This window comes from Ktedonobacter robiniae, assembly GCF_016587375.1.
GTDB classification, from domain to species: domain Bacteria; phylum Chloroflexota; class Ktedonobacteria; order Ktedonobacterales; family Ktedonobacteraceae; genus Ktedonobacter; species Ktedonobacter robiniae.
The window spans coordinates 466,938-491,906 of the sequence record NZ_BNJG01000001.1; the positions used below are offsets into that span (position 1 = coordinate 466,938).

At 54.7% G+C, this 24,969-nt stretch carries 20 protein-coding genes and 1 pseudogene; 9 read left to right on the forward strand and 12 right to left on the reverse strand.

The genetic code is table 11. From position 1 onward, the window contains the following. Positions 1 to 2: 2 nt before the first annotated feature. The 4 genes from JMJ04_RS01900 to JMJ04_RS01915 form a co-directional block, all read right to left on the reverse strand. Positions 3 to 1,352: an MFS transporter gene (locus JMJ04_RS01900; RefSeq protein ID WP_201368879.1), complete on the reverse strand. Its 1,350-nt coding sequence runs from the start codon at positions 1,350 to 1,352 to the stop codon at positions 3 to 5. A 208-nt stretch (positions 1,353 to 1,560) separates the two neighbouring features. After that, complete coding sequence (locus JMJ04_RS01905; protein ID WP_201368880.1) at positions 1,561 to 2,355, reverse strand: SDR family oxidoreductase; 795 nt, start codon at positions 2,353 to 2,355, stop codon at positions 1,561 to 1,563. 80 nt (positions 2,356 to 2,435) lie between these two features. Continuing rightward, on the reverse strand, positions 2,436 to 3,335 hold the full coding sequence (locus tag JMJ04_RS01910; protein ID WP_201368881.1) for an NAD(P)-dependent oxidoreductase: 900 nt from the start codon (positions 3,333 to 3,335) through the stop codon (positions 2,436 to 2,438). Between the two features lie 131 nt (positions 3,336 to 3,466). Then, on the reverse strand, positions 3,467 to 4,720 hold the full coding sequence (locus tag JMJ04_RS01915) for a nitric oxide synthase oxygenase (RefSeq protein WP_201368882.1): 1,254 nt from the start codon (positions 4,718 to 4,720) through the stop codon (positions 3,467 to 3,469). A gap of 584 nt (positions 4,721 to 5,304) precedes the next feature. Here JMJ04_RS01915 and JMJ04_RS01920 point away from each other — a divergent pair. Further along, a complete protein-coding gene (locus tag JMJ04_RS01920; RefSeq protein ID WP_201368883.1) occupies positions 5,305 to 5,724 on the forward strand; it encodes a hypothetical protein in 420 nt (139 codons plus the stop codon). A gap of 62 nt (positions 5,725 to 5,786) precedes the next feature. Here JMJ04_RS01920 and JMJ04_RS01925 read toward each other — a convergent pair whose 3' ends face one another. Both JMJ04_RS01925 and nhaA read right to left on the reverse strand, forming a co-directional pair. Then, positions 5,787 to 7,211 carry a sugar porter family MFS transporter gene (locus JMJ04_RS01925; RefSeq protein ID WP_201368884.1) on the reverse strand — a complete coding sequence of 475 codons (1,425 nt, stop codon included), beginning with the start codon at positions 7,209 to 7,211 and terminating at the stop codon, positions 5,787 to 5,789. Positions 7,212 to 7,260: 49 nt separating this feature from the next. After that, positions 7,261 to 8,657, reverse strand: a pseudogene (gene nhaA / locus JMJ04_RS01930) (Na+/H+ antiporter NhaA). 262 nt (positions 8,658 to 8,919) lie between these two features. Between nhaA and JMJ04_RS01935 the strand changes: the two are divergent. Further along, on the forward strand, positions 8,920 to 10,227 hold the full coding sequence (locus JMJ04_RS01935) for an MFS transporter (protein WP_201368885.1): 1,308 nt from the start codon (positions 8,920 to 8,922) through the stop codon (positions 10,225 to 10,227). 82 nt (positions 10,228 to 10,309) lie between these two features. Here the strand turns inward: JMJ04_RS01935 and JMJ04_RS01940 are convergent, their stop codons facing one another. Together JMJ04_RS01940 and JMJ04_RS01945 are read right to left on the reverse strand one after the other, a co-directional pair. Then, complete coding sequence (locus JMJ04_RS01940) at positions 10,310 to 11,392, reverse strand: YihY/virulence factor BrkB family protein (protein ID WP_201368886.1); 1,083 nt, start codon at positions 11,390 to 11,392, stop codon at positions 10,310 to 10,312. 294 nt (positions 11,393 to 11,686) lie between these two features. After that, positions 11,687 to 12,757: an RNA-guided endonuclease InsQ/TnpB family protein gene (locus JMJ04_RS01945; protein WP_236037882.1), complete on the reverse strand. Its 1,071-nt coding sequence runs from the start codon at positions 12,755 to 12,757 to the stop codon at positions 11,687 to 11,689. A 211-nt stretch (positions 12,758 to 12,968) separates the two neighbouring features. On the opposite strand from JMJ04_RS01945, the gene JMJ04_RS01950 reads away from it, so the two are divergent. Next, a complete protein-coding gene (locus JMJ04_RS01950; protein WP_201368888.1) occupies positions 12,969 to 13,514 on the forward strand; it encodes an NADPH-dependent FMN reductase in 546 nt (181 codons plus the stop codon). 80 nt (positions 13,515 to 13,594) lie between these two features. Here the strand turns inward: JMJ04_RS01950 and JMJ04_RS01955 are convergent, their stop codons facing one another. The 3 genes from JMJ04_RS01955 to JMJ04_RS01965 all read right to left on the reverse strand — a co-directional run bounded on the left by JMJ04_RS01955 (position 13,595) and on the right by JMJ04_RS01965 (position 16,693). After that, a complete protein-coding gene (locus tag JMJ04_RS01955; protein ID WP_201368889.1) occupies positions 13,595 to 14,374 on the reverse strand; it encodes a HAMP domain-containing histidine kinase in 780 nt (259 codons plus the stop codon). Between the two features lie 99 nt (positions 14,375 to 14,473). Continuing rightward, on the reverse strand, positions 14,474 to 15,766 hold the full coding sequence (locus JMJ04_RS01960; RefSeq protein ID WP_201368890.1) for a beta propeller repeat protein: 1,293 nt from the start codon (positions 15,764 to 15,766) through the stop codon (positions 14,474 to 14,476). Between the two features lie 114 nt (positions 15,767 to 15,880). Next, positions 15,881 to 16,693, reverse strand: a complete 813-nt coding sequence (locus tag JMJ04_RS01965) for a helix-turn-helix domain-containing protein (RefSeq protein WP_201368891.1) — start codon at positions 16,691 to 16,693, stop codon at positions 15,881 to 15,883. Positions 16,694 to 16,846: 153 nt separating this feature from the next. Between JMJ04_RS01965 and JMJ04_RS01970 the strand changes: the two genes are divergently transcribed. The 6 genes from JMJ04_RS01970 to JMJ04_RS01995 all read left to right on the forward strand — a co-directional run bounded on the left by JMJ04_RS01970 (position 16,847) and on the right by JMJ04_RS01995 (position 24,467). Beyond that, complete coding sequence (locus JMJ04_RS01970) at positions 16,847 to 17,725, forward strand: AraC family transcriptional regulator (RefSeq protein ID WP_201368892.1); 879 nt, start codon at positions 16,847 to 16,849, stop codon at positions 17,723 to 17,725. 302 nt (positions 17,726 to 18,027) lie between these two features. Then, positions 18,028 to 19,425: an MFS transporter gene (locus JMJ04_RS01975; RefSeq protein WP_201368893.1), complete on the forward strand. Its 1,398-nt coding sequence runs from the start codon at positions 18,028 to 18,030 to the stop codon at positions 19,423 to 19,425. 52 nt (positions 19,426 to 19,477) lie between these two features. After that, positions 19,478 to 20,989 carry an AMP-binding protein gene (locus JMJ04_RS01980; RefSeq protein ID WP_201368894.1) on the forward strand — a complete coding sequence of 504 codons (1,512 nt, stop codon included), beginning with the start codon at positions 19,478 to 19,480 and terminating at the stop codon, positions 20,987 to 20,989. Next, positions 20,964 to 22,247, forward strand: coding sequence for an acyltransferase (locus tag JMJ04_RS01985; RefSeq protein ID WP_201368895.1), 1,284 nt, complete (start codon positions 20,964 to 20,966; stop codon positions 22,245 to 22,247). Before JMJ04_RS01980 ends, JMJ04_RS01985 begins: the two co-directional genes overlap by 26 nt. Positions 22,248 to 22,271: 24 nt before the next feature. Next, positions 22,272 to 23,267 (forward strand): extracellular catalytic domain type 1 short-chain-length polyhydroxyalkanoate depolymerase, encoded by a 996-nt coding sequence (locus JMJ04_RS01990; protein WP_201368896.1) that lies wholly within the window; start codon positions 22,272 to 22,274, stop codon positions 23,265 to 23,267. A gap of 168 nt (positions 23,268 to 23,435) precedes the next feature. Beyond that, entirely contained in the window at positions 23,436 to 24,467 is a 1,032-nt protein-coding gene (locus tag JMJ04_RS01995) for an endonuclease/exonuclease/phosphatase family protein (RefSeq protein ID WP_201368897.1), read from the forward strand. A gap of 98 nt (positions 24,468 to 24,565) precedes the next feature. Here the strand turns inward: JMJ04_RS01995 and JMJ04_RS02000 are convergent, their stop codons facing one another. Continuing rightward, positions 24,566 to 24,952, reverse strand: a complete 387-nt coding sequence (locus tag JMJ04_RS02000) for a DUF7712 family protein (RefSeq protein WP_201368898.1) — start codon at positions 24,950 to 24,952, stop codon at positions 24,566 to 24,568. Positions 24,953 to 24,969: the final 17 nt, after the last annotated feature.

The following is a 24,969-nucleotide window of genomic DNA, read 5'->3' on the forward strand; positions in this document are numbered from 1 at the left end:
CTTTACCGTATTGCAGATTCTTCCTGGCCTGAACGCGTAGGCGCGTACGTCAGTAGCGCATCCTGCCCCGCCGGCTCTGGCTGCTTCTCTACACGCAAGGAGAGAATGATATATCCGGAAATGAGCTGGGTCAGGCCAACAAAGGCCATCAACAGGCTGATGCCGTGCACTCCCTCTTTGATCGTCATAATCCAGCCCATGAACAGGGGTCCCACAATCCCACCGACACTGCTAATCGAGCCAATCATACCCACGCCCGCGCCCAGCGATTCGCTGCTCAACAGCAAGGCGGGCAGGGTCCAGAAGACGCCACCTGCCGCCAGCATGCAGCCCTCCGCAATGACCAGACTCCCAATACTCATGTTCCGGTTGACAACTACCAGGATACCAGCCGCCAGCAAGGCAAAACCAGCGAGAAGATGAGGCACACCTGCGTGCCGCTTACGCTCTTTGCTGCGATCAGAATGCCGGGAATTTATATAGAGTCCAACCATTCCCGCAAGCGAGGGCAACACCGCGATCAGGCCTACTGTACTGGAGCGCTGGTGCGTCACACCCGTAATGACCACTGGCAGCCAGAAGTTCATGCCCCTGGCTCCCAGCGCTCCTAAGAGTGATGCTATCCCTAATGCCCAGACACTCCCTAGCTTTAACACCTCACGCCAGTTCTGTTTTCGTGTTCCTGCCATACGCGCCTTATCGCGGGCAAATTTATGCTCCAGTTCTTCCTGTTCTTCTACACCGATCCAGCGTGCTTTTCCTGGTTCATCCGCGACCAGGAAGAACCAGAGCGGCGCCCACAGCAAGGGTCCAATTCCTTCAATCACAAAGAGCATACGCCAGTTCATGTATAGCAACAACAACCCCACAAGTGGCTTTAATGCTAAAGACGTCAGGGGGATACAAAACATCCAGTACGTGTTTGCACGTGCTCGCTCCTCCAGGGGAAACCAACGCGAGAGGAGCACTAGCAGCGCGGGACCCATCGCGCCATCTATCATACCCAGCAGAAAGCGTACAATCAACAATTGCGTCGCGTTCTGCACACCACTATTGGCCAGGGCCAGTACGCCCCAGGACAACAAGGCCAGGGTGACGAGGCGGCGTGGACCCCACTTCGCCACCCAGTAGCCCGCTGGCACCTGCGCCAGCAGCGCACCACAACTTAAGACACCCGCGGCAATCCCCACCAGCGTGGCGCCAATCGCCAGCGAACGCTCCATCCCTGGCAAAGCAAAGCTCAGGTTAATATGGTCCATGGATATAAGAATATGGGTCAACATAATCAGCGGGACAATACGTCGCCAGCGCTGCCCCAGGCGCGCTGACCGTGTCGAAAAAATATACTGCATACGACAATGTTCTCCCTTCCATCCACCCACACCAGCGGTACCAGTTTTTCTGCGGTGCGTTCTCTTACAAACATCTATCTCAACTGGTATAGCTCAGAATCAGGCATTTTTCCAGCGCCCGGTTTACATACGCCTATGTTCCCACCATAAAACCGCAGAGAGGAGACATTTTCCCTGCCTCCTCTCTAGTACTTTCCGCCCAGCGCTCTTATAACAGCGAGCGCACCAGGCCACCATCTACCTGAATGGTTGTCCCCGTAATATACGCGGCCTGCCGCGAGGCCAGGAATGTCACCATCGCTCCCATTTCCGCTGGATCGCCCAGGCGCTTCATAGGGATGTCGCGCGCGACACTGGCAAGGGCCTCTTCCTCGCTCATGCCAGCGCTTATCCGCTCTTCAATCCTATACACCTGGCGCACCCGGTCCGTCAGGATACGCCCTGGGCAGACGTTATTGACGGTAATATTATCCTCGGCCAGTTCGACGGAGAGCGTCTTTGCCAGGCCTACCACCCCTGAGCGTACGGCGTTGGAGAGCACCAGGCCATCTATCGGCTGCTTGACTGAGGTGCTGACAATATTTATAATGCGTCCCTCGCCCGCCTTGCGTAGATGCGGTACCACCTCGCGCACCAGGCGCACGGTGCTCAACAGATTGAGCTCAAAGGCTGCGATCCACTGCTCCTCGTCAAGCATTTCAAAGGTGCCGGGTTTAGGACCGCCCGCGTTATTGACGACGATATCCAGCCGTCCCAATTCTCGCACCGTAGTGGCGACAATATTCCGAATATCCTCAAGCCGGGTGACATCGGTTGGCACGGGCAGGACCCTGCTCTTGCTCACAGCTTCGATTTCCTGGGCCGTACGCGTCAGTGCCTCCTGGTCACGCGAACCAATGACGACAGACGCACCCTCCCGCGCAAGCTCCAGAGCACTAGCGCGCCCAATCCCCTTGCTCGCCGCCAGGACGATAGCAACCTTTCCCTTCAGACCTAGATCCATATCGCTCTATTTCCCCTTCATATACGAGCGGAGAGCCGGGCTATGTTCCGACTCTCCGCGTCTCTGTCTACACTTCCTAATTATTCCTGCTCTTTGTCGAGGCCTGCATCCTCTGCCACGCCTTTTGCGAGGGCGGTCCAGTCCATTCCTCCTCGTCCCTTTGCCACGCCCGTCAGCAGGCGATCATGCATCAGGCCAGCCAACGGCATCGGCATACGCACCTGGTCGGCTGTATCCAGTACGAGGTTGAGATCCTTGAGGGCCAACTCTAACTGAAAGCCGACTGGCTCATAGCGTTGCTGCGCGATCATTTTCCCGTAATTTTGATAGATGCCACAGGCAAAGAGCGTCTGCGCGAACATATCCATCACCTGCTCGCGTTGCAAGCCGTTCTTCTCGGCCAGGGTCAGCGCCTCTGCCATCGCCTCCTGCGCGGAGGCGATCATGAAGTTACCACACAGCTTGACGACGTTAGCCGCGCCCGGATCCGCGCCATAGTCAAAGCATCCCTGGCCAATGGCCTCTAGAAGCGGGCGTACACGCGACTTCGCCTCTTCGGGACCCGAGAAACAGAGCCAGAGCTTGCGAGCAGCGGCGGCGTCCGGTCGGCCAAACACGGGCGAGGCCACATACTGGCTACCATATTCAGCATGTAGCCGGGCCAGCTCACGCGAGGTTTCAGGCGAGATGGTGCTCAGCGAGATATGTACGCCCTCATGACCCAGGCGGTGCAAGAAACCATGCTCACCCGCGACGACCTCCTTAACAGCAGCATCATTAGAGAGCATGGTAAATACTACGCCACCCGGCTCAACGGCTTCAAAAGGCACTTCAGCGCGCTGTGCGCCCTCGGCAACCAGGGCCTTGGCCTTCTCCGTACTCCGGTTATAGACACGCAACTCATAGCCAGCCTTGAGCAGGTTCCGCGCGATGGGTTCACCCATTTTGCCCAGGCCAATAAAGCTTACCTGTTGAGGCATATGTTCTCTTCCCCCTTCTCACAAGGATTCGCTGCATTGCAATATGGCGACATGCATATTAAGAAACATATACTCACGTCACTGCAACATCAGCAACTACCACGCTTGCTTCAGGGAGAACGAACAACCGCTTAGGAGATCACCTCAACCGGGCAGGTCAACCTACGCTGGTCCTGTGTGACATCCACAGCACCAGCAGCTTCCTTCCATGGGTCTTGCTGGGGAAAGAAGTTTGGCGCGAGCGTGCAGTCCTTGTAGGGGACATGAAACACGGGCGTCACAGAGCCAGACATGGGCGGCACGATCCAACTCCAGTCGGCAGGCAAGACCCGACCAGCCTCCTCTTCGTTGCGCTGGTGATGAATAAACTGGCGCGCGGCAGTATGATGATCAATGATGGTCACACCATGCTGAGTAAACGAGGAGAGGACAGCGACGTTCAATTCGACCAGCGCCCGGTCCTTCCAGAGCTCGCGATCCAGGCGCGTTTTCAGCCCCATCTTCTCCGCGATGATCGGCAGGAGATTATAGCGTTCAACATCGCCCAGGTTCCGCGCCCCTATCTCGGTTCCCATATACCAGCCATTGAAAGGGGCAGCGGTATAGGAGACACCACCCACCTCCAGGCGCATGTTGGAGATGACTGGCAGGGCGTGCCACTTCAGTCCCAGATCCTCAAACCAGGCATACTCTGGATGCGTCAGGGGCACCTCCAGGATCACGTCGTGCGGTAACTCAAAGAGCATCGGTTGCTGGTGCGGCATCTGAATAATCAATGGCAAGACATCAAAGGGAGTTCCCGGGCCTCCCTTCCAACCAAGCTGGCGCGCGACCTCGCTCAGTTCCTCCTGCGTGGGATCACCGATAAGCAGACCATTGGGCTGGCGATATCCAGCATAGCGTATGAGCTGAGGATTCCAGATACGGATGCCTGGCTCTCCCGGTACCTGGGGTGCGAAGATGGAAATAGTGGAACGAATCTTCCCTCCATTGGTAGCGACGCGTATATGCTCGACCAGCGCTTCATAGATCTCCTCGGCTGTCTGCACATGCCGCATATCCCGAACCGCCAGGGAGTTCCAGTGCAAGCGCCCAATACAGCGTGAGTTATTGCGCCAGGCCACACGCGCACCATGGGCCAGTTCCTTCTCTCCCTGCCAGTACGTTCCAGTCTGCATAATCTCGTCGTGGATACGCGCCATTCGCGGTATAAAGCCAGCAAAACCTTCCTGCTCTCGATAGTAGAGCGATAAATAGGCCATAGCTTCCATAAACATCCGCTGTCGCTCGCTATCAATCCCCACGCCATATTTCCTCTTCATGACTTCTCTATACTGCGTCTCCTCTTGGACGTTTTTTTCCTGGTGAACATACCGGAGTGCCATCTTCAACTCTCTCCTTTGGCAATAATGTCTGCTTCTGTTTTTTCTCAGGATCAGGATCGTGACAATATGTTCAGGAGCATTAACAAGCACAAGTATAGCATATATCTATTTATCACTTAACAAGATCTCTTATTTCATGACAATTAATTCATAATATGAGAATAACGCTGTCATCTCGCTCCATTTGTTACACGAGCCTGCCATCATTTTGCCTATAAGACCTTTCGCACTCTTATTTCTCTTCATTCGAAACGTTGTTTTTGGCCTGGATGCCTGGTTCATAGAGTTAACCCTGGCCTCTCTAACGGGGGCTAAAATGGCTATTTTATGACGATTAATTCATTTATTTTTCGCGGAGCTTGTGCAATAAAAATAGTATTAAAAATATAAATAGCCAGCGAGGCTTCATCTTTCACCAGAGAGACCTCCTTAGCCAATCACCTGGCATTCCATTTCATGAATAATCTCTCATAAATAGAGGCAAAAATCACTCTCCCGAGTGATGAGGATCCAGTGCCCAGTGCTCTATACTAGCTGGCATACCTTTCCTGTTATAACCATTATCCCAGCACAAGAGGTTTGCCATGAACAGCATGAATCAACTCAGTTCTTCGCGCCGCCCCATGGGCGTCAGTATCGTTTCGCTCATCGTAGCGCTTAATGCCATCCTGGTCCTGTTTACCGCGGCCACCTGGATCTTTGGCATTGGACTCTTTGGCTTCAATGTCCCTGGCAATGTGCGCGGATTCTCGATCTGGTATGGGCTTTTCGCGGCTCTCTTCGGGATCATACTTGGGTACCTTTCCTGGGGGCTATGGTCGCTACAGCGCTGGTCTCTATACACCATCGTTTTTATCGGAGTACTCAATATCGTTGAGGTTCTTGCCGCCTGGGCTCAGGGCTTTCTCTCCCTGGTGCCATTTATTCTGAGCTTGATTCTGCCCGTCGTCATCCTGACCTACTTTCTGGCTGATCGCCAGGTTCGCCAGGCCTTTAATGTTTAATTAACCCGACTCCTCACTCCACCTACCAGGAATACACGCGCATCGGGTTATTACCACAATTGCTATATGCTCTCGGGCTTCTCCCATCTGCGGCCCTGTTTCCAGAAGCGTTCTATCTCTTCCAGGTTACGCCCCTTTGTCTCGGGAATGATAAACCAGCAGAAGAGGAAGGCAAGCACACAAAAACCGGCATACAGCCAGAACGTTACAGGCAGACCAAGGTGAGCCGCCAGTGAGAGAAAGGTTATGCTTATCAGGAGGTTTGTGCTCCAGTTAAAAAAGGTGGTTATGCTCGCGCCACGCGCGCGAAAGGAGGTGGGGAAGATCTCCGAGCTCATCAGCCAGAAGACAGGACCCATGCCAATCGCAAAGGCAATGATATAGAGGAGTAGCGCCCCTAAGACCAGGTAGCCCGTGTGCGACGTTCCAAGCGCAAAAATGCTTCCCATCAGCACCAGGGCCACAAACATGCCAACCAGGCCGCCCAGCAAGAGTGGTCGCCTTCCCGCACGGTCGATAATCAGGACCGAAACCAATGTGGTCAGGAAATTCACGGCGCCCACGACGCTGGTAGCCAGAATCGCCACAGAGGCAGAGTGAAAGCCCGCAAAGCCAAAGATAGTGGGCGCGTAATAGATGACGGTGTTAATCCCTACCAGTTGCTGGAAGACCGCCAGGCCAATGCCCGCAACCAAAGCCAGAATCATGCCCGAGTGCGCGAACTCACCCAGGGTCACATGGTGAGTATCGCGGACAGCCTCGCGAATAGCCACCATCTCCTCGCGACGCTCCTGCACACTTAAATGTGTCAACGCCTGCTCGGCCTCCTGCCAGCGCCCCTGCTTTGCCAGCCAGCGCGGCGTCTCTGTAAGAAAGAGCATTCCTATCAACAACCCCATCCCAGGGATAGCCGCCACCGCCAGCATGGGTCGCCAGCCCATTCCGGCATTGGCAAAGGCCAGATCTATCCAATAGGAGATGGCGATGCCAGCCGTGATCAATAACTGGTCAAAGGCAACCAGTCCGCCACGCAAGGCGGGCGGGGCCGTCTCCGCGATATACATCGGCGCAAGAAATGAGGAGACGCCAATCGCGAAACCAAGCACAACACGCCAGAGCAGGAACAGGGAGAAATTGGGCGCACTGGCCGTGAGTAAGGCGCCAAGCGCGAAGAGCAGACCCATGCAGATCAGCGCCTTGCGCCTGCCCAACCAATCGCTCAACCTCCCACCAACCAGGGCACCGATAAGACTCCCTACCAGGACTGAGCTTACCGCCAGTTCCTGCTGAAAGTTAGTGAGGGCAAAATCCCGTTTGAGGAAGAGTAGTGCCCCCGAGATTACTCCTGTGTCGTAGCCGAAGAGAAAACCGCCGATGGCCGCGATCAGGGCGATTATATATACGCGTGTCGCATAGCGCTTTCTGGTCCGCGTTGGCGGCATCAAGCTCTCGGGACCAGGCGTTCGCGAGGAATGTGGAAAAGACATAGTGCGTTCCTTTTCTCGGCTTCGGGCAAACAACTCTGTTCGTCTCCTCTTACCGCCGAGGCACCTCTGAGACCACGCGCTCCGACGATGCTTCGCGCTCGCGGTTCATCAGGCGCAGGAAGAGGTAACCACCACCTCCCGACACCAGGGCCGCCAGCAGAATACCCATTTTGGCCTCGGTGAGCAGGAGCGGATTTTGCCCCTCAAAGGCCAGGTCCGCGATAAAAAGCGACATCGTAAAACCAATCCCTCCCAGCCAGCTCACTCCATAGATATGCCGCCAGTTCGCCTGCTCGGGGAGAGCCGCCCAGCCCACCTTTACCATCAGCCATGAGAAGAGCATGATGCCCAACTGCTTGCCGACAACCAGGCCCAGCATCACACCCAGCGTAACTGTGCTCAATAGCTCAGCAGGATGTAGCCCTACACGAAGGTCAAGGCCTGCATTCGCCAGCACAAACAGGGGAACAATCACAAACGAGACCGGGTAATAGAGCGAGTGCTCAAGTCGCTGGGATGGCGTTTGAATCTGCTCACAGGAGACCTCAAGCGCCTGTACCGCCGCCACCTGCTGGTCATTCATGTGCAAGCCTAACCCGGGCCTGCCTCCATGCTCAAACTCATCGAGGAAGGCATGGCCCTCGGCCAGGAATTTCCCCGCATTGATACGCGCTCGCGTGGGGATAAGCAGCGCCAGCAAGATTCCCGCCACCGTGGCATGCACACCTGAAATGAACATCAGCCACCAGAGCACAATCCCCAACAGTGCATAGGCTGGTATCCAGCGCACACCCGCCAGGTTTAAGCCCACCACACAGAGCAGCACACCGGCCGCCGCGATCAGCGCCAGCCAGTTCAAGGCCTCGGTATAAAAGGTCGCGATGATTAACACTGCCAGGATATCATCAAAAATGGCATAGGCGATGACAAAGACCTTCAGGCTCCACGTGATACGCCCCCGAGCAACGTCAGTATCCCCAACGCAAAGGCGGTATCCGTCGCCATAGGAATAGCCCAACCTTTGATACCCGGTGTACCCGCATTCCAGAGCAGATAGATCAACGCGGGGCAGATGGCCCCTCCTATGGCGGCCGCAAGCGAGAATGTTGCTTGCTTCAACTTCGATAGCTCACCCACCAGGGTTTCACGCTTTAACTCCAGGCCGACCAGGAAGAAGAAAAGCACCATCAAGCCATCGTTGATCCATGTATGCAGGGGCTTATCCAGACCATAGCCACCCAGGTGAATGACCAGGTGTATCTCCCAGAGCTGCTCATAGCTCCCCGCCCAGGGAGAGTTGGCCCACACCAGGGCTAGGCAGATACAGAGTATCAAGATCAGGCCACTCGTCGTTTCCGCCTGCGCAAACGCTTGAAATGGTTGTAACAAGCGATCAGCAATGCCCTCTCCGGTCGGTCTACGAATAAATTCTCGCAATCCCTCCATCGTGCGTCCTTTTTGACTCAAACAAAGAGGAGCAGAGGCCGCAAGCGGCGTCCCTGCTCCTCCAAGCAATTGTATCGCACTGGTACCTTCAGCATAGCACGATGACGAAAAAGGGGAATGTATGTGGTAAGGGTTAGCAGCCGCAGGCTACCAACCTTCACCACATACATTCCCCGAACTTGCATTCTCACGCCTCTATGAGGTACAACGCATAGAGAACACTCTTGCTCACATTGCAATGGTTAGGATGGAACACTCGCCTATGACCACAACCCTATCCCAACAGGGAACGCCCCCTTCAGGCTCGCCAGCGCGCTTCAAGACCTTTCGCGCCCTGCGCTATCGCAACTTTCGTCTCTTATGGATCAGCCTGATCGTGTCCTCGGTGGGTACCTGGATGCAGATTGTGGCTCAGAGTCTCCTGGTGCTCGCGATTACCAATCACTCCGCCTTCGCGCTAGGAACTGTCTCGCTGGCCCAGGCCTCCTCCTTCTTTATCTTCGCCTTTATTGGTGGAAGTGTTGCGGACCGTATCGATAAACGTCGACTCCTGCTCTTTACGCAGGCGCTCTCGATGCTGCTGGCAGCCCTCCTGGGCGTGCTTACCCTGACTGGTCAGATTCAGTTCTGGATGGTCGTGGTGATCGCCTTCTGCTCAGGGACAGTCCTCAGCTTTGACCAGCCAACGCGTTCGGCCCTCATCCCCACCCTTGTACCACGCGAGGACCTGATGAACGCCATCTCGCTCCAATCCATCGTCTTCAATGGCTCAGCCTTTATTGGTCCCGCCCTGGCTGGTATCATGATTGGCGTGCTGGCGCAGGCTGGTCATGCCCTTGGCCTGCATGGTCCCCTGATTGGCTACGCGGGCAACTTCCTGCTCAATGCTGTGAGCTTCCTGGGCGTGCTCGTGGTCCTCTTCCTCTTACAAGTGCCTCACGATGCCGAGGCCAACGAGCGACGCGCACCGCTGCTCAGCTCAATCAAGGCCTCGCTGAGCACCGTACGCCGCGATAGCGTCCTCCCCTGGGTGCTCTCAGGCTATGGCATTATGCTCTTCTTCGGCCCCTCGACTTCGCTGATTCTCCCGATCTTCGCGACCCAAATACTCCATCTGACTGACGCTCAACTAGGTCTGCTCTTCTCTGCTAGCGGCCTGGGAACAATCCTGGGAGCCTTGATAGTCGCCTCTCTCGGCGAGGTCAAGAAGAAGGGCTGGCTCATGCTCGGCTCACTTCTCATCTGGGCCGGCGCCTTGCTGCTCTTCGCCTTCAGCACTGTGTTCTGGCTCTCACTTCTGACATTGCTCATCTTTGGTATCGCTCAGAATGGCATCGGCGCGACGACCATTACTCTGATGCAGACCCGCGTGCCGCCCCAGATGCGTGGGCGTGTGATGAGCCTGAATACGCTGCTGATTATGGGTATTCGCCCCCTGGGCGACTTCCCAGCTGGCGCGGCCATCGGGCTAATCGGCGGTCCTTTGACGGTCTGTGTTAGTTCCCTCATCATAGGCGGCTATACGCTCTTCCTGCTGCTGACCCGTCCCACTGTACGCGACGTCGTCTGAGGAACACACTCAGGGGTTATAGGAGGTGATGTGGGCGTAGCGCCTTCTCGCCACGCCCACATCACCTCCTATAAATCATCCCCTAGCTTTCATGCTCCGGCTGCTGTCGCTTAGTGACCTCGCGCTGCACGCGTGGATTCCGTGCTACTCGCGGGGGTACATCCTGCTCCCTGGTCTCAGCGACATAGTTTACCGACCGCTCCTTATCGCGATGTTCGGTTGGCCTGGTATCAACACGGGCCTCCGACTCATCCTCGGGGATATCCTCGTTGACCTTGCCCGCCATGGTGCTATAAAAGGTGGCCAGGTCATTGGGCGTGGGGCGCACCCTCTCGACGAAGTAGGCATTGACCTCCGCGCCCAGGAAGAGCAACACGGCAAAGTAGTAAAAGAATACCAACAAGATGGCCGCAAAACCGACTGCGCCTACCGCTCCTTTGAGGAAGTGAGCCGCGTAAAGTGGGAAAAGCACCAGGTAGAGTTGCAGCGCGACCGCCGAGACAATCGCTCCCTTCCAACCATGGCGCAGGCGGATATGCAAATTGGGCACAATTACATAAATTGCCAGGAAGAGGAGAAACGCTGCCAGGACACCACCTAGAAGACTGGCAGCCGAGGTCAGGAACGCGAAATGCCCCAGCGGTGTCGCCTGGAGAAACGAGGCCAACAGCACCGGGATACTCGCTGCAAGACTCATCACTGGCACCAGAAAGATAGACAGAATAAACACCGCTATCGCGATAACCATCCGGCGCACAATGGGCCGTGGGCGCACATGGTAGACAATCGAGAAGAAGGTTTCCAGCAATGCAAAGAGCCGCGCCCCCACCAGAATGGCACTCACGACCGCGATAATGCCCAATATCCCCGAAGACGCCTTCAGATTACTCTGCACTCCCTGCACTACTCCCTGAGGATTGGTTACCGAGGGCAGCGCGCTTACCATCATATCCGTCACGCTTTTGGTCGCATCCCTACCCATAAATCCAAACACCAAACCCAGCAGCGACAATAGCGCCACCAGGACAGGGAAAGTCGCCAACAGGAGATGATAGGCCAGGGCCGCCGACAAGTTAAAGGCCCAGTCGTTCTGAAACTTTAACGCGAACTCTTTCCACGGCCTTACCTCTCGCTTTTCAGTGAACTGTTGTGCCTGCTCAGCCATCACTGGCCTCCTCGTGCTTATAGCTCTTGTAGAAGAGCCTACCCATACGTCCACGCTCTACGATAGAGAGATACCTATGCGCCAGTTCTTGCATTCTCCAGGGGGTGATCATAGGTAAAAAGCCACTCTCCATATTCCACAACACGCTATAAAGCAAGCAAACGTAGCAGTGGGGCAAGGCACAGAAAAAAGGATGATAATGGCATCTGCCATATACGTGCTTTCCCCTCTTTTCCCGCTTTCCCGCACATCACTCCTGTCAAGAACCCCGGCATAAATGCGCGGGGCTTGTCCCTAACCCGCGAGGGTTGAGGCAAGAGGCTGCTTGACGACAGCCCAAGAGATATTCACAGCCGCGTTGTAGTCGGCAGGTGCAGCGTACCCGCAGGACTTACACACAAATTCAGCCTGGCTCTTGCGGTTAGCTTTCTCGCAATGCCCACACTGATGGCATGTACGTGAGGTATTGCGAGGGTCAACGACGTGTAGGGGAACGCCTGCAAGAGCCGCTTTGTAGGAGAGGAACATGCGGAGTTGTCCAAAGGCCCAGGAGCTATGGCGAGAGCGCTGCGACTTTTTAACCGTGCGTTCGGTGCGAGACCGAATGTGCCTTAAGTCCTCAATCGCTATAGCGTGTTTGTTGGATTTGGCCTTTTGAACAAGACGTTTGGAGATGACATGATTGGTATTCTTGCGGAATCTGGCTTCACGGCCAGAGAGTGTCTTGAGATGGCGTTTGGCGCTCTTGGTCCCACGTTTTTGCAGACGTTGGCGAAGAGAATGCATCCGTTGGCGGGTCTTCTCGACAGTTTCACCGCTAAAGGTCTCGCCTGTGCTATCGGTGGCAAGGTTGACAATGCCCAAATCGACACCGAGCGTCTCAGTTGGGTCATCCGGTGTGGGAGCAGGAACGTCGAGCGTCACAGCCAGATAGAAGACGCTATTGCGATACAGAAGATCAGCTTGCCCTTTGATAGCATCAAGGCGAGATTGCTGATACTCTCCCACACGGAAGGGAACAAACACCCGCCCTTGCAGGGTCAGAAGAGAGACTTCAGAGAGTCCCTTGAAGGACATCAGGCGCTCATCGTAGGTTACGGCGCCTTCACGTCGAAAGGTGGGCTTGATGCTCTTGTCGCGCTTATAGGCTTCAGCGGTTTTACTGATAGCGCGAATAGCCATCTGAGACGAAAGCTTGAAGTCCCTGCGAATAGCAGCATACACCAATTTTTGCAGCTTGAACTTATTGGCAAGTTGCTCAGTATATGCCACTTCGGCGACTGTGTTACATGCATCATTGAATGCGTGCATCGTCTTAAGCAAGGCAGTGTGTTGTTCTGGCGATGGTGCCAGTTTCAAGAGCATCGTTTGTTTCATGCCCGTATTGTAGCACAGTTAGAACAATATTGTCAGTATACTGCTAATGGGAAAGGAGAGCGACAATTCCTCCCCGGTCTAAAGACACGGGGCTTCCTTGTCGCAAACTCTGTGAAGATTAGTTCCTTGACTTCAAGTCAACTTGAATATGTATACTGGCGACTAACTTCTGATAAATAGCAATCGAAAGGAACATAGTATGCATATCCTGGCCATTTCTGGCAGCCTGCGCGCCAGTTCGACGAACACGACCCTGGTGCGCGCAATTATGCGCCTGGCACCTTCGCATATGACGTTTACCCTCTACGAAGGCCTGGCTGGCCTGCCTCATTTTTCGCCCGATCTGGATGGCGACGAGCCGCCAGCGGCAGTCCGTACTCTACGTCAACAACTTCAAAGCGCCGCGGGCGTCCTCATCTGCACACCCGAGTACGCCTTCGGTGTTCCAGGAGTCCTCAAGAACGCGCTCGATTGGACGGTATCTTCGGGAGAGTTCTCAGATAAACCGGTCGCCGCCATCAGCGCCTCTCCATTATGGGGTGGAGGCGAGAATGCCCATGCCTCGCTCCTGCTCACGCTGAAGGCGCTGGGCACCAAAGTTCCTGAGCAAGGTAAGCTCATGATTCCCCATATCAACAAGAAGCTGGACGCCAATGGCGATATCTCAGATATCGAGACCAGGCAGGCACTTCTAACGCTCCTCGAAGCCCTGGCCCAGACCATTACTGTGACACCAAATAAATAGAAAAAGACCACTAAAAAAATGTAGCGGTGAGAATCTCATCGCTACACTCTCGTCACACTACACCTGACCTCCAGTTTCTCTCATTCTGCCAATGGGAATGACACATAAATGATCTCTTGCTCGCTCGAGTCTTGCTCACTCCACAGGTGTCCTCCATGCTCTCGAATCACTTTATAACAGAGTGCCGTACAGATATTCTGGTCTCTTTCATCAAGCGTCTGAGACCATACTTCAAACAATTCAGTCGACTTTGACCTTCGAGCCATCAAAGTGTCATGTATATGAATGGCTACTCTGGCCTCGTGAAGAGCGTAAGCGGCATCCTGACACAGCATGACCTTGACATCTACTGGAACCGTCCTGGCATGGTTAGTAGTTAGATGCATGAGAATATGTTCTAACGCAAAGGTTAGCCACTGCGAGTCACACACAATATAGCAAGGTGTAGCCGACAGCTCTATATGCCAAACGTCTCTCTCGTAGAGCGGTCTCAGCTGGTTTGTGATCTCCTCTACTAACAAGCTCAAATCATTTTTCACAAAACGCGCAGAAAAATGCTCTTTATCCAGATTGGCAGATAAGTCACGAAGCCGGGACAGAAAAGTGTTCAGCCGCGTCTCTGTAGATTGCATCGCTTGCAGGTATAGATCGCAACGCTGCTCCTTTTTTCCCCAACCCCTTTTAGGATCTGTTGAATCCTCCTGCGGCTCACCATGGATGACATGTTCGAGAAGTTGGGTGTATCCTGAGATCGTCGCAAGCCCATTGCCCATAACGTGATGGATGATCTCTAATAATGAGTAGTTGATAAGACTCTCGCTTATCATCTTGCATGCTCTGGGTGATGTCTCCTCTGGCATCGTATCTCTCCCTATTAGTATTTCTCTGTTTCACTGTATAATTTTCAGCAAACAGAGCAGGAAATACGGAGGAGTCAAACCAAGAGTCTGCGCATTGGATTAACTGGCATCAGGAACATGTATGCGGAAGAGGCTGTTTCCATCATCCCAATAGTGAGCATAGAGATAGGCACCGCTGCTCGAACTGCTGGCAATGCTGGCGCTCCAGCAGAGACCACACCCCTCGTTGGCGGTATAGCGTAATGGGCTTGAAAGCACCTGCCAGCTTGCTAAATGTGGATTCCATATCCACAGTCTGAAGCTTGCCACTGGCTGTTGCAAGGCTGGCTTTGTTATTCCAGTCTGGGGATCGGCGCCAAAGGCGAGCAGACGCCCGTCGCTGGTAACCGTCAGCACCTGGAGCAGTCCGGAGCGCTCACTACTTCTTCCAGGCACAGGCAGGGCGGGCAATTGCGCCCACTCACTCTCATTCTCGCTCTGATAGATCTGCGTCTGATACAGATGAGATGGAAGTTGCTCATGGGCCAGGACATAGAGAGGAGTTACCTGGGATGGCTCTTGCGCTGGTGCAGCTAGTAAAAAGGTGCCAACCTGCTCGGGCAAGGCTGCCTGAGGCTGCCAGGAATTGCCCGCACCATGGCTCACCCATAGGATGGAGCGCGAAGACTCGGAGAGAGAAGAGAGATGGGTCACGATAGTCACCAGATTCTTCCCACCATCTATCACCTGGGGTGGCGAGAAGAAAGCTTCCTGCCCCAGGGCGCTATCCGCACGCGTCCAGGTACGATGATCATCGGAACGCTCCAATATACTTACCTGGGGACTGTGCTCGGATAGACTATATGAACACCACCAGTAGAGATGCCCTTCAGTGGCTGCAATCTGGCAAAAGTCTGCCCCTTTTCCCATGGGCGCGATGGAGGTATGGGGAACACGCTCCCAGCTAGCTCCATCGTCACTACTTAGAAAGAGCATATTTTGATCGCAGGCGCGTTGTTTCTCAATAGTATTGGTAATCATGACCGCGATCTGTGCTGACTGAGTCGCCGTACTTGCGAAAGAGCAACCAGTGCCAGTAGCTCCTGAAAGGTTGATACGCCTCCACTGCCCCTCATCGCGACTCTTCTTCCACAGGACAATAGGGCCTGGAGCTGCGGCACTACCAGTGCAGATATAGAGCGTACTGGGGTCACTGGAAGCCACCATGTGAGCAAGCAATGGGCCAGGCAGTGGTATACGTTCCCAGTTGGCTGAGACAATCTGTGCTGGCTGAGAGCTTCCTGTATTCATCGAAGTGGGCGTATTCTCTGGTGCGCAGCCCACTAGAAGGAATACGCAACATAAAAGAGCCAGCAGCGAGTTACTACTCAACAGTTGCCGTAGCGCGTGCATAGGCGGAAATCCTTTTCGATGATATCGCATCGTAGCGATTTACAAGCAATATATCTTTTTTACAAGATTATACAGCTTTTCGAACAGGATTTGCCAAGGCTCACACGCCATCAACTACAGCAAGGGTAATCCCATGACGAGGGGCGGGTCAGTCAGGCGCGGGGGATGCAGGACCAGGTCGGCGCTACCAGACACGAGGCCGCTCTGTACAACAAGCGGGGATATATTACTGCCAAGCAAGATCTTCTCGCCCGGAAGCAAGCAGGCCCGGAGATCCGCAGCCAGAGGAAACGCGGCGGAACGCAGGTAATACACCCCGTCGACAACCCCATGCAGCACATATGTGCCTGCTGCGTGCAGCTTCGCGCAACGCACAGGCGCCCCCTGAGGAATGGGACTGGTAAAGAGACCGACATAGATCGTACCTTGAAAAGATGCCGGAGCACTGATCCATCCCCGGATCGTGTTTTTCATCCGCGTATTAGGGCTTCCTGGGAAACGCTTCGCCGCTGGTTCTACCCGTTCTTCTACAAGGGGCGGCTCAAATTCATGCGCGCGTTGACGCAAGAGGCGAGGAGACAGGCCCACCAGTTGGGTAAAACGCGTTGTGAAAGAACCCATACTACTATAGCCAACTTCGAAACAAATATCGGTCACGCTGAGCGAGGTGGTCAACAGTAAGCGCCTGGCCGCTTGAAAGCGCAGAGCTGAGAGAAATTCCACTGGCGGGATGCCGATCAGGCGGCGAAAAACCCGGTTAAAGTGATAGGGACTCAGGCAGGCAACCGAAGCCAGGTCTTCCAGCGCCAGGTCCTCATGCATGTGGGAATGCATGACCTGGATCACACATTCAATGGCCTGCATGTGAATATCCAGCGTCTCATAGCGCGCAAGGCCTTGACCCGATGCTGGCGATGCGATTTGCATGATAGCCTCCCTTACTATAGAGTTTTTGTTATGAGGTTATTCTTTTCGACCGGGCCAAAGGCGGCAACGATGAAGAACAGCGCAAGAATGGACCACTAGAACGGATTTTCGCCTGCTATACTTGGGGTAGTGATCACGAGGAGGAGGAACGCCATGGACTACCGGATGTGCATCCAGAGGAGTATTGATTATATTGAGGAGCATCTGCGCGCCTGTATTACGGTCGACGAACTGGCCCAGATCGCAGGATTCTCCACCTACCACTACTATCGAATCTTTAATGCCTACGTCGGCGTACCGGTGGTGGAGTATATCAGGCGCAGGCGCCTGGCGTATGCCGCCGCCGAGCTCACCCACGGCAAGCGTATCCTCGATATCGCCACGGACTATGGCTTTGATACCTACAATGGCTTCGCGAAGGCGTTCCGTAAGACATATGGCTGTTCCCCCGAACAGTACCGCAGCCATGTCTCAGGGCAACTTCCCCAAAAAGTAAATTTGCTCCTTTTTCAGGAATACAATATCGCAGGAGGAATCGTTGTGGAACCAAAGATTATCAGCAAGCCTACAGCTAAAGTCGCGGGCTATGAACTCAAAACGACATGTCTTGAGGGCAAAAATTTGCAGGAGATTCCGGCCTTCTGGTCAGCCATGACCCCAGAGAAGTTCGCCACGCTCCATAAAACGTTCCCCGTCGTGCATCACAATGAGCTGGGTATCTGCTATCCGCCCGACAGCGTCACTGGCGAGTTCTCGTATGTCATCGCCGTCGAGGTGGAGAACTATGATGGCATCCCAGCAGACATGTTTCGCGGCGAAGTGCCCGAGGCAAACTATGCCGTCTTTACAGTGCCTCCAGTTGAGAACATAGGGCCGGAATTCTCGGATGCCATTCAGGGGACATGGAAATACATCATGACCACCTGGTTCCCTGAGTCCGGCTACGAGTTCGCCGAGGGCAAAGCCGATTACGAGCTCTACTACGATGCCACCAAAGTAGAGATCTATATCCCCATCAAGAAAAAAGCCTGAGTTTCCTAAGCATCTGCTTGTGCGCCTGCGGCGCGCAGGGGAAAAGGGAGGGGCATGTGGCGTGGGCAATTACCCACGCCACATGCCCCTCCCTCTTTCAGTCAAAGATTCACCCGTCCGAGAGACAAAGTATCCAATTTGCCCCCATCAAAAAAATAAATTGAGGAAATTTACAAACTCTTTTTAATCTTTCTTTAATTTTATGGGCTACTCTTAAAGGAGATCGAAGATAGAGATAGGCAGTTTGCATTGAATTTATTCAATGCAAAAAGGGTGTCGTAGGATGAATAGGAGTTTGTTTCATGGAAGTCTCCACGCCGGGTATCCAGCGTCAAAACATTGCTGCACGCATTGACCGCTTGCCCCTGAGTCGGGAAATCTGGAGTATTCTATTTCTGGCAGGTCTCTCCTGGCTGTTAGAATCATATGATATCGGCATTATTGGCACTGTTCTCCCCACTATAACAAAGCAATTTCACCTTGATACATTTACCGTAGGCTGGTTGGCGACTGCGTCCACGCTGGGAATTGTCGTCGCCATTCTCCCGGCAGGCTGGCTTACTGACCGGATTGGGCGTAAGCATATGCTGGCCCTGGGAACCGCCTGGTACGCTTTCTTCTCTCTGCTATGCGCCTTTGTCCCCAATATTCCTCTCTTGCTACTCCTGAGATTTGTGGCAGGCTTTGGCATGGGCGCGATCTTCCCCATTCCGTATGCGATGGCCGCTGAGTTTACGCCCGGTCATAAGCGCGGCCTGATGACTGGAATTCTGGATTCCTTTCTCTCAGTAGGCTACTTTGCCGCGCCCTTGCTCGGCTTCCTGGCAAACTCATGGTTTACCAGCGGTCAGAGCTGGCGCTTTCTCTTCCTCCTCGGTGGACTTCCACTCCTATATGTCCCCGCCCTGCTAAAATGGATGCCGGAATCTCCACGCTGGCTACAAATTCGGGGCAGAAACAGCGAGGCGGACGGCATTGTGCATCACCTGGAAACCTCCATCGAACAGCGTCTTCAGAAACCTCTGCCAATGCCCCGAAGCAGTGTCCTGGCATCTTCCGAGGAGAGCGCCTCTCCGCTCGCCTTCCTGCGTAGGCCTTATCTTAAACGTACGCTGATGATGTGGATCTCTTTCGCCTGCATTCTATTCATCTTCTATGCCATTCAAACCTACACACCAACTGTCCTGGTGAAGCAAGGATATGGTCTGGATAATGCTTTCCTCTATGCCAGTTTCATTGTCATTGCCTCTATTCCTGGCAAGTACGCTGTGGCTTACGCTCTGGAACGCTGGGGACGCAAGAAGACCCTGATCGTCTTCACGCTTATCGCGGCGGTAAGCGCTATCGGTTTTGGTTTCTCCCATACCGTGCTTCTCTCGCTCGCCTTTGGCGCGCTCATGTCGTTCTTTGGCATCGGCGTCGATCCAGGCATTAAGATCTACGGCGCTGAGCAGTATCCAACCAGCATACGTGCGCTTGGCATCAGCGGCTTTGAATGCGTGGGACGCCTCTTTGGGGGAGCGCTGGCACCCTTTATCATGGCCTTTATCATCGCTGGCGGCGGGATCGCGGGATCGTATATCTTCCTGGCCACGGTGGCTCTGGTAGGGGTCCTGGCTGTCGCCTTCCTTGGACATGAAACGCGTGGGAAAACTCTGGAACAGGCCGTGATCATTGAAGACGAACGGCGCATCGCCTGAACAAACCATTCAACGACAAGGCGTGTCATATCGCGAGGGATGAGGAACATTTATGAGTACCTTCTATACCCGTTTACACTACTGGACACAGCACAGGCCTGAACACCTCTTTCTCACTGAGATTGAGACGGGGCAGAGTTTCACCTATCAGCAGTCCACACAGGCCGTGCAATGCTTATGCCAGCACCTGGGCAGTTCGCCCCAGACCATCTTCTTACAATTTCAGAATAGCATCCTCAACGCGCTTGTCTGGCTAAGCGCCTTCGCGGGCGGACATGTCCTGCTGCCCCTGGCACCAGATCTCTCCGAGCGCGATATTGCGCGTGCGACAGAGATGTTTCATCCTGATATCGTGTTCGTGGAACAAGCAAGCCATGGAGCACAATTTGAGGCCAGTGGCGCCCGCGTCGTAACGAGAGAGGAGTGTGAAGTCTGGCTCACACAGCCTCTCGCCAGGCCCAATCGGCTCCCGACGCCTCCGCAGGAAGGGCGCATATGCATCATGACATCAGGAACCACGGGAGAACCCAAAGGGGTTGTACTGACTGAGCAGCAGGTCGCCTGGACGGCGGACCAGGTACGTCTAGTGCACCGCCTGGGGCCGCAGGATCGAGGCCTGACACCGCTCCCATTTTTCCACATCAATGCTCCCGTAGTTAGCCTGTGCGCCTCCCTGCTGGCGGGGGCCAGCCTGGTCATCGCCAGGCGCTTTAGTCGGCGCCAGTTCTGGACCTGGCTCGAACAGCAGGATATTACCTGGGCTAGCCTGGTCCCGGCCATGATCGCTATCCTCCTGGAGGGTGATCCTCCACCATTGCTGCCCTCGACGCTACGCTTTGTACGCACCGGTTCGGCCCCTCTACCAGCGGCCCACCTCGCACGTTTCGAGGAGTACATCGGAGTGCCAGTCATCGAGACCTATGGCCTCTCCGAGGCGGCAAGCATGATCGTGGCCAATCCCCTGCCACCAGAATTCCACAAACCCGGCTCGGCAGGGCGCCCTGCAGGCGTCTCGCTACGCATCTGTAAACCCGCAACGCAAGAGAGGCGTCTACACGATGTCGCGCCAGGGGAGGTCGGTGAAATCTGCATCCAGGGACCCAACGTCATTCAGGCTTACTATGGGGATGCTGGACAGGAGGCCTTTGTGGAGAACTGGTTCCGCACTGGCGATCTCGGCTACCTGGATAGAGATGGCTATCTCTTCCTGGTTGGCCGTTTGAGGGCGGTCATTAATCGCGGCGGCGAAAACATCGCGCCACGCGAGATTGAGGAGGTATTGCAGGCCCATCCAGCGGTTCGCGAGAGTGTAGCCATAGGGCGTCCGCACCCCATCTATGGTGAAGAGGTCGTGGCCTACCTGGCACTGAATGAGCCCCAAACCAGGCAGCTAGAAGAAGATCTCTGGACCCATGTCAGGCGCCACCTTAGACCACCCAAGACACCGGTTGACCTGATCATTCTCGACGCCTTGCCCAAAAATCGAATGGGGAAGGTTGACCGTCAACAACTCAAGCTACGAGAGGAGACCATGACCTGTGGAGCAAACGTTAACGCCTGCTAGACAGGAACAAAGGGAAGCAACAAGTCAGGCAGGCGTAGCGCAACAACGTACGGCGCGGAAACCTCACATCTATGAGCTAGATCCGTTGCGGGCCATTACCGCACTCATCGTCGTTGCTGTACACGTCGTCTCCTTCACCACGTTTCTCAATACAAGCGCGATGGGAGTACAGCTACAAAATGCCGTGCTCTCTTCCCTGCATTTCACACGGGCACTGTTCATGTTCGTGACGGCGTTCGCAATGACCTATGTCTACTACGAGCGCTTCGCCCAGGGGCAAGGTTTCTCGTTTATCCGTTTCTGGAAGAAGCGCGGCGTAGGTGTGCTGCTGCCATACTGCCTCTGGAGCATCGTCTATATCTGGGCCAATAAGCACCCCCAATCCTTGCTCCAACTACTGCAAGAAAGCCCGAGCGCGATCCTGACCGGGAGCGCCTCATATCAGTTGTATTACATCCTGCTCACGATCCAGTTTTACCTGTTGCTCCCGCTTTTCCTCTGGTTTCTAAAGCAGGTCAGGGCCTATCCCTGGCAGGTACTAGGCATCAGTTTCCTTGTGCAGGTCCTTGTCTTCTCCCTGGACTTCGGGTATATTCAGATGGGAACTCTTAACCAGGTTGAACCCTGGCATACGCTCTGGCTCTATCAAGAGCACATAGCCCTGATGTACCAGTTCTACTTTGTGCTCGGCGGCATCACCGCGTTGCACTTCCAGTCTATTCGCGCCTTCTTGTTACGCCACGGGCGGTGGGTTGTCTGTGGTATGCTACTGGCGCTAGGTATGCTCTGGCTAGGGTTCTATGCACAGCTTCAGTTCTTGCATGAAGAGATGGGGCTGGCTATCTCGGTACTACAACCCATCATGGTACCCTATAGCGCTGCCATCATCATAGGTGCCTTCTGGTTGGCATCCCGCTGGGCTAATCCAGCTCGGCGCCGTCCAGGTGAGCGCCCACGCTGGTATACACTCTGGCATATGCTCTCAGATGCCTCCTTTGGCGTCTACCTGATTCACGCGCTGATTCTGGCCGCAGCCATGAGCTGGCTCGTACCCGCTATGCCAGCCACCTGGCACGTCGTGCTTCGCGTCTTTTTGACCTGGGCCTTTACCGCCGGAAGCTCGGCCCTGATCAGTATTGCCTTTACCCAGACGCCAGTGTTTAGCCGCCTGGTTGGAAGATCCCAGCCATTGCCGTCCTGGTTGGCGAACGTCCCCAGAAGAGCCTGGGAGCGCCTATCAATCACAAAAGATCGTTAACCCAGCGAAATCGAGAAAAAAACCGTGCGCTTCTTTCGTTTTACGGGCAGCTCGCTCAAATACGGATCATATGGACTCATCGCTATCCTACTTTGTATACTGACAGGCTGTGGTACGGCGAAAAAAGCGCAGGCGGTCAGCACCACAGCCCAGGTCGCTGTCCTCTCTGGCTATGGCTGCAGCGCGCCCTTCACACCTCCACCTGCAACCAGCGTCAATGAGACCCTGCTCTCGGGAGGACTCTCCCGCCAATATCGTTTACATATTCCCCATACCTATCGCAGCACGATCAAATATCCACTCGTGTTGAGTTTTCATGGACATAGCGGCAATGCTCTCATGCAAGAGCGCATCAGCGGCCTCTCTACGCTAGCGGAGCAAAAAAACTTTGTCGTGGCCTATCCCCAGGGCACCATTGGCCCCGACCATCTGCGCGGATGGGACACGGGGCCGCGTAACTATCCCCATGTCGATGATGTGCGCTTTGTAAACGACTTGATTGGACACCTGGAGCAAACGCTCTGTATCGATCCCCATCGTATCTATGCCACGGGCTTTTCTAATGGAGGCTCGTTCACCAATATCCTCGCATGCAAGCTCGCTAATCGCATCGCGGCCGTGGCGATTGTTTCGGGAGGCATGCATCCCGTCGCAGGCGGCTGTACCCCACAACGCCCAATCTCTCTACTAGAGTTCCATGGCACGGGAGATCACATCGTCCCTTATAACGGCAACAGCGCCAATGATCAAGAGCCTCCCATCCATACCTGGCTCTCCCAATGGGTCGAGAGAGATGGCTGCCAGCCCACACCCACACCATTTTTTCAGCAGGGCGACGTCCTGGGCGAGCAGTGGATGTCATGCCGCGCCCACGCGGTAGTCATGCATTATCGCATCACTGGCGGTCAGCACACCTGGCCCAAAGGCGGCTTTGTCGACGAACAGGGGCAGAGATATGCCAGAGCAACGGATCTGATCTGGCACTTTCTCCAGGCCCACTCGCTTACACTGCCGACATAAAGCAAGCCAAGCAGACAGGCATACTGATGGTCTGGGTTCCCTCCTGGCCTATGGGTCCAGAGCGAAGGCATTGTCGAGCGCGTTAAACAAGAATAACCTCTACCAGGCAGACGTGGTTGTGCTACAATAAAAAGACCTTTAATGTCGTAAAGCGAGGATAAGAAAACAGTGGCAGACAACTGGTTTGTACGTCTCTGGCAGAAACAACGCTTCAAGGTGCTGACAATAGGAGCATCTCTCTATGTATTGCTCGTCTTGATCTTTCTGATAAGTCATGCCATTGCTCCTCAGCGCGTGGGTCTGCTCGCGCTGGCAGGAATCTTTGCGCCCTATCTCTTTGCACCCCTCGCGCTCCTCGTCCCTTTCCTGTTTCTACGTTTTACCGCGCTGCTACGCATTGCCTTTGCCATCGGTGTCATTCTCTTCGGTCTCTGCTTCTCGCCACGCCTGGGTGCTGGCAACGCTCAAAGCATCGAAGGAGGGCGAACTATTACCGCCATGACCTGGAACTTCCTGGGCGACAACACACGGGGCGGCTATGTGCGCCAACTGATCAACACGCACCATCCCGACCTTATCGCCCTGCAAGAGGCGGACTGGAACGGAATCGATGAAGCTCAGGATATCTTACGGCAGTATCCTTATCACCTCTATGGCTCGGGAGAGACACCGCCTGGCGAGGTCCTGCTCAGTACCCTTCCCATTCTGGATCATGGGCAAGTCACGGCCCCGGATGGCTCACGCGCAGTCTGGGATATTCCTCGTATTCTCTGGGCGCGCCTGGATTTAGGGCATGGACAAACGCTGTTCGTGGTCAACGCACACCCCATCTCATCCATCAACACGGTATATGGCTGTCTCTTCTGTCCCCAGCGGCGCGATAGCCAGATCAAGGCACTCCACCAGTTCTTGCAGCCCTTCATTCAGCATGGCGAGCGGTTGCTCCTGCTGGGTGATATGAATACGACTGATCGCGAACCCGCCTATCAAGATCTCTCTGCTGGGCTACAGGACACGCACCTCCTCGTTGGCAAAGGTAGTGGCCATTCATGGGGCATTCGCGGGCTCAACCAGTACTGGGCCTTCTTGCGTATCGACTACATGTTCGTCACGCCCAAGGTCAAACCTCTCAGCCTCGATACCGATTGCACTTCGCGCGGTAGCGACCACTGCGTCTTAATCGGCAAATTCTCCATTTGATTGCCTCCCCTCCTTCGCGCCTGCGGCGCTCAGGGTAAGGTGCATGTGGAAAATTTGGCAACGCCCAAATTTTCCACATGCACCTTACCCTGATGACTCTATTGATGGTTATAAAACTCAACGCTCCAGCGCCATTCCTGATGATCGGGGGCGTTCCACCAGGCGCGTAAAATTCCAATTTCGCCTCCTGGCAAGATCACTGGTAGGCCATAGTCTGCCTCGATCGGCCAGATCTCCTCGCGCGTGACCTGCCCTCCCTGAAGTTGAAGCCTGGTGATCGGCGTTCTTGCGGCACTACGCTCCAGATTTCTTCCCCGTACCAGCAGGGTCCCCTGGTCATTCCAGACGTCAACTGAGAGGGAGAGTGGCGCCGCGTGTACCAGCATAAACTCGGTCTTATCACAACGCCCACGTGCAAAGGGCAGCCCTTGCGCTCCAGCACCAGGCATCCAGAGATCCCAGATCTGTCTTTCATCTTGTGGCATAGCACGTCCTCCAATGC